This window comes from Actinomadura sp. KC345 (assembly GCF_004348515.1).
Lineage (GTDB): Bacteria > Actinomycetota > Actinomycetes > Streptosporangiales > Streptosporangiaceae > Spirillospora.
The window spans coordinates 1-5,337 of the sequence record NZ_SMKH01000423.1; the positions used below are offsets into that span (position 1 = coordinate 1).

The 5,337-nt window shown below is 68.6% G+C and carries 6 protein-coding genes; 1 reads left to right on the forward strand and 5 read right to left on the reverse strand.

What is annotated here, in order from left to right; all coding sequences use genetic code 11:
• Positions 1-144 precede the first annotated feature (144 nt).
• The 3 genes from E1281_RS37140 to E1281_RS41560 all read right to left on the reverse strand — a co-directional run bounded on the left by E1281_RS37140 (position 145) and on the right by E1281_RS41560 (position 2,290).
• Positions 145-1,410, reverse strand: a complete 1,266-nt coding sequence (locus E1281_RS37140) for an ISL3 family transposase (RefSeq protein WP_165959269.1) — start codon at positions 1,408-1,410, stop codon at positions 145-147.
• 101 nt (positions 1,411-1,511) lie between these two features.
• On the reverse strand, positions 1,512-2,096 hold the full coding sequence (locus E1281_RS37145; protein ID WP_131884386.1) for a DUF4240 domain-containing protein: 585 nt from the start codon (positions 2,094-2,096) through the stop codon (positions 1,512-1,514).
• Positions 2,093-2,290 (reverse strand): hypothetical protein, encoded by a 198-nt coding sequence (locus tag E1281_RS41560; protein WP_207943737.1) that lies wholly within the window; start codon positions 2,288-2,290, stop codon positions 2,093-2,095. The genes E1281_RS37145 and E1281_RS41560 overlap by 4 nt, the downstream gene beginning before the upstream one ends.
• 381 nt (positions 2,291-2,671) lie before the next feature.
• Between E1281_RS41560 and E1281_RS37155 the strand changes: the two genes are divergently transcribed.
• A complete protein-coding gene (locus E1281_RS37155) occupies positions 2,672-3,409 on the forward strand; it encodes a class I SAM-dependent methyltransferase (RefSeq protein ID WP_207943738.1) in 738 nt (245 codons plus the stop codon).
• Positions 3,410-3,776: 367 nt separating this feature from the next.
• Here the strand turns inward: E1281_RS37155 and E1281_RS37160 are convergent, their stop codons facing one another.
• Both E1281_RS37160 and E1281_RS40860 read right to left on the reverse strand, forming a co-directional pair.
• Entirely contained in the window at positions 3,777-4,346 is a 570-nt protein-coding gene (locus E1281_RS37160) for a DNA alkylation repair protein (RefSeq protein WP_131884388.1), read from the reverse strand.
• 120 nt (positions 4,347-4,466) lie between these two features.
• Positions 4,467-5,337: hypothetical protein (locus E1281_RS40860; RefSeq protein ID WP_207943739.1), on the reverse strand; the 871-nt coding region annotated here is incomplete at its 5' end.

The following is a 5,337-nucleotide window of genomic DNA, read 5'->3' on the forward strand; positions in this document are numbered from 1 at the left end:
CCCACACCCACACCAGCGATACAACCGAACACATCCCCCCGCCCCGGTCGTCCGCTCCGCCTCCGACCTTGAATCCCATCCGCAGGCCGGGGACTGTACGGTTTCTGGCTCTGTCGCTCTTTCGGTGGTAGCGGAGGGTGAGGGTCATCCGAGGAGGATGCGGTGACGTAGGAGGGGGAAGCCTGCACGTCCGTACATCTGTCTCTTGATCATCTTGGTTTTGGTGTTGACGCCCTCGGTTCCGCCGTTGTGGTATTCGCTGGTCAGAGCGGCATGGACGGCGTCGAGGTCGAGTCGGAGGCCGCGGATGAACGAGTGCACGTGCGACAGGTTCGCCTTTTCGGCTGCGCTGATCCACTCGTGCAGCCTGTCTCCGTTGTCAGCAGCAGGGGCCAGGAGCCGGGCGAAGGCGCGGACCAGTGCGGCGAGGCTGCTCATCTCCGGGCAGGCGCCGGTGGTCTTGGCGAGGAGTTCGTGCTGGTCGGGCTTGAGATTGTCGGGGCGGGCGAGCAGGAGCCGGGCGAGGCGGCGGGGTGACAGACCGGGGCGGTCGTCCTCGACACGGCCCTGGGTGATGTAGCGGTAGAGAAGGCTCTGGCTGCCGGTGTAGCCGCGTTCGCGGATCTCGCGCATTCCGCCGTCGAGTCTGCGCAGGCGGGAGGCACCGGCCCAGCAGCCGCTGTGGACGGCGACCTCCTTGCCGGCGGCCTGGGCGAAGTTGTGCCAGATATGCCACCGATCCCCGACCTGCAGTGCGTCGGGCAGGGCCTGGTGCACTGCGTCGGCGTAGCCCGCGGCGCCGTCCCGGCAGACGACCTGCACGCCCGGATGCTCGCGCAGCCACGCTGCAAGGGTGTCGGACCTTCGGTCGGGCAGGACATCGACACGCCGGCGGGTCTCGGCGTCGATCAAGATAGTGGCGTAGGTCCTGGAGCGCCGCAGACAGAAGTCGTCCACGCCCAACACCCGCGGCGTCGCCACCACCGGTAACGGGATCCGCAGCAGAGCCCGCAGGGCGGTGTGACGGGATATCGGCGCTCCCAGCACGGCCAGCAGCCGAGCCCCGGCCCGGCCCGCCAACTCCCGCACCACCGCCCCGACCTGGGCGGTCAGCCGGACGGTTCGCCGCTGGTACCGCTCCAGCAGCCCGGGGAACTGTTCCCGGAACGTCCGCCGGGGGCACCGCCAGTCCCGGCACGCAAGCCGACGCACGCGCACATCCAGCACCACCGGCCGTCCATCGACAGGCACATCGGCCACGGTCCGCTCGCACCACCCATGGACATGAGCGCTCTCGACCGCGCATACCGGGCAAGGCACCGGCACCTTCCGGCTGCGGGCCCGCACCCGAATCAGCTCGCCATCATCCGTCACATCGTCGATGACCAGGCCGGACAAGCCCGAGAACACCACATCAACAAGCCCGTCACCCTTGATCACCCCTCAGCGTGACGGGCTGACACCCTCCGCTACCACCGAAACTGCGACAGAGCCAACTTTCAGACAGTCCCTCAGGTGGCGGGGTGGTGCTCGCCCAGCAGATCAGTGAGGCGAGGGAGCTTTGCGCGACGCTGTTCGATGTCGTCGTAGTCCCAGCGTTCGTCCTCAGGGAAGGCGTCGTAGATGCGGTAGAGGCCCCGCGCCTCAAGGGCGTCATCAAGTCCTTCTTCTTGTCTGGTGGCGCGGGCGTAGGCGTTGAGCGCGATGTAGTTCATGCTTTCCCATTCCGGCCACTCCTCGTCGGTCCACTGCGACCTGTGGCGTCCGGCGAGGCGGCGGACTTCATGGGTGTCGGCGAGGGCGTCCGGATGGGCGGCGACGCGTTCGAAGGTGTCGTGGCCGAGGCCGATGAGCCAGGGCTGGAAGTACCAGAAGCTGTCGTCGGAGCACCAGCCCTGAAAGATGTTCCAGGCAGCGCCCCACATGTGTCGGGTGTCGACCCGCTTTCGTTGGGCCGTGAGGTGCAGTTCGAACTCGATGATCTCGGCGACCGGACGATGTGCGAGGCGCGCGGTGAGCCATTCGGTGCGTTGGTCCTGGCCGATGTTCTCGGCCGTGGACTGGTGAATGAGTGTCCAGAAATCTTCGAGTGTCATGGCGGCAAAGTACCGCTCTGCCGGACTTCCACGATCGGCAGGAGCACCGCGCCGGCTGGGCGTTGAAAGTCGCGCGGAGTAGGCCCGGCGGGGGTGGAGACGTTGACGAGCTGCTTGAGGAGTTCGTCCAGGGCGGCTTGACCGTCGTCGACTGCGGCGCGTTCGTCATCGGTGAGCGGGATGGCGGTGACCACGCGCTGCAGATTGGTCTTGGCCTCTAGGAACTGCGCGTTCCTTGGGGGTGTAGAAGTCACACTTGGCGCAGGCCGTCCGGTGCGGGCACTGTTCGAAGAAGGTGTAGTTGCAAAACCCGTGGCCCCAGGTCGTAGTCCTGCCAGGGCTCGCCAGCGGCTGCGGCGCCGTGCTCGACGGCTTCCCGGTCGACGAGCATCTCGATGGTGCGGACGTTGCGGGCGAAGTAGCCCGCGTCGTCGTAGGCCTTGGTGAGCGTGTTCGAAGTGATCTTGGCGTGGAACTGGACGGATTGCGGGGAGCGGTGTCCGAGCCAGGCCTGCTCGGGGCCTCGTCCAAGAATGGGTTGGAAGGGCGGGAATCTTCGGAGGTACGGTCCTTCGGTGGATGAATCGGATGGGCATTTCGGGGAGAAGGTCGCGGCGTCGTACGACGAGGGTTCGGCGGAGATGTTCGCACCGGAGGCCGTGGAGCCGGTGGCCGAGGTTCTCGCGGAACTCGCCGGTGGCGGGCGCGCTCTGGAGTTGGGGATCGGGACGGGGCGCATCGCGCTGCCGTTGGCGCGCCGTGGTGTCGAGGTCCACGGCATCGACATGTCGCGGGCGATGGTGGCACGGCTTCGCGCCAAGCCGGGCGGTGACGCGGTCGGGGTGACGGTCGGCGACTTCGCCACGACCCGCGTGGACGGGACGTTCTCCGTCGCCTACCTGGTGTTCAACACGATCATGAACCTGACGGCGCAGTCGGCCCAGGTGGATTGCTTCCGCAATGCGGCGGCCCATCTCGAGCCCGGCGGCAGCTTCGTCGTCGAGGTCACGGTCCCGCAGCTGCGCCGGCTTCCGCCCGGACAGGACGTGGTGCCCTTCCACGTCAGTGAGACGCGGTGGGGGTTCGACGTCTACGACGTGGCCACTCAGGCGATGAGCTCGCACCACATGGAAATCGCGGACGGCCGTGGCGAGTACCGCTCGATTCCGTTCCGGTACGTGTGGCCGGCGGAGCTCGATCTGATGGCGCAGCTCGCCGGGCTTCGGCTGCGTGACCGCTGGGACGGCTGGACGCGCGAACCCTTCACGAGCGAGAGCCTCCAGCACGTCTCCATCTGGGAGAAGCCTTCCTGACGTCCGAGGGAGCCGGTGACTGGCGAACAGGAATGAACACGCCCAGGGAGATGATCAGGCCGAGTTCGGTTGTGCTGGCGAGGGGAGGCCCGTCACGCCGGGGTGGGCGAAGGCCGGTCCCGGCAGTCGGCACACGTGCGGCGTCCCTGCGGTGACATGACTCTGGGCCGCCCGAAACGGACCACCGGCCAGGACGCCAGACGTGGTCCGATGAGGCCGCCGGTGTAGGGGACGCCGAACGTCAGGGCGTACTGCCAGGGCGGATCCGCGGCGGCCGAGCATGAGGACGGCGAGGAGCGTTCCCTCCGACGACAACCGTCGCTCGTCATGAAGTCGCTGCCTTCGGCGGGGCGCTCTCGCCCGGCCTTCACGCGGCCGACGCGATCAAGAAGCCGATGCCGATGTGCCCTAGGCACTCGTTCATCGCCCATTGCAGGCGATCCGGGGCGTCCTTCATCTCCGCCTCGATGGCGTCGAGCAGTCCCGCGAGATCGAGGCCCTCGGGCTTCTTCCTCACGCGTTCGGCGGTCAGTGCCCAGCCGGCGCTCGCGACCACCGGATCCGGATCGGCGGACCAGGCCAGGCGCAGCCCTTCGGCGTGCGGGTTCTTCTTCACCACATAGTTCACGAGCCAGTCGTGGACTTTGGGGGTGCGCGCCTCGCGCACCATGGCGTCCAACTCGTCACGCTCGAACGACTTCGGACGGCAGATCAGGGTCGCCAGCAGTCTCGCAGCGGAGTCATCGGTCGCCCAGAGGCGGCGCGCAAGTTCCTGCTGTGTCTTCAGCCGCTTGGCGAGCGCGCGGAGCTTGCCGAGGTTCACACCGTGATCATCGCCGTGTTTCTCGTTCACCGCGCGTGTCTTCGGGTCCGCGAGCTCGGCCAGTTGTGTCAGCACCTCGGCCGCCAGCTTCTCGGTCAGAGCCGTCTCGGCCATCGCAGCCTCCTGTCCCACGGGCAGGATTCAGCCTAGGGCGGAGGTCGGCCTCCTGCCGTCCGCTCCGGCCAGGCCGCGGGGCGCCGGCACGAAATCCGGCGCTCGCACAGGTCCCCATGCTCAGCCGCCCAGGGAGCGGAGTTTCTCGGTGAGCGTGGGGCGCAGCTTCTTCAGGCAGAGCACCGGGAGGTAGCCGCCGTCGCTCGTCATGAAGTGGGTGCCCTCGGCGGGGCACTCCTGCTTGCTCTTCACGCGGCCGACGACCTTCGCGACCGCCTTCTCCGTGCGGCAGTCGGCCTTGGGCAGGGCGCCGATGTTGAACGAGGGGTCGGCGATGCAGTCGCCGGTGGCCAGCACGCCGCCGCCCGCGCCGAGGCACACCACCGGGCGCGTGATCCCGCCGCCGCTCCAGGACCGCAGCTTCATGGTCTCCAGCGTCTTCGCCGGGCAGGACTGCTCCGAGCCGGCGCGGGCGATCACCTTGCCGTACCACTCGGAGCCGGAGCAGGGCACTTCCTTGCCGCCGATGCCGATGGAACCGCCGCTGACGCAGTCGCCGGCGGCCAGCAGCGCGCCGCCCGCGCCCGGGTCGCCGGGGTGCGGGCCCTCGATGTTGCGGACGCAGGCCTCGTAGTAGCGCTTGCTCTCGGTCTCGACCGTGACGTTGGTGACGCCGTCGGTGCCTTCGGGGCACTCGGGCTCGGCCCTGCTGCCGAACCGGTAGGCCGTGGCCTCGCCCTCGCCGGTGACCTTGAGCACCGTGGCCTTGGCCTCGGGGCCGTCGCACTTCACTCGCGTACTGGCCGGGATCTTGTTGCCCGCGTCCATCCCGAAGGCCGCGTCGATGCACTGCTCGGCCTTCAGCGGTCCGGTCAGCCGGTCTCCGGCCGCCTGGAACATCGCGAAGCCGGCGCCTCCGATGACGAGCACGGCCGCGAGCCCGACGACCGCCAGCACGATCGGCGACGGCCGCTTGGCGCGGGGCGGGGCG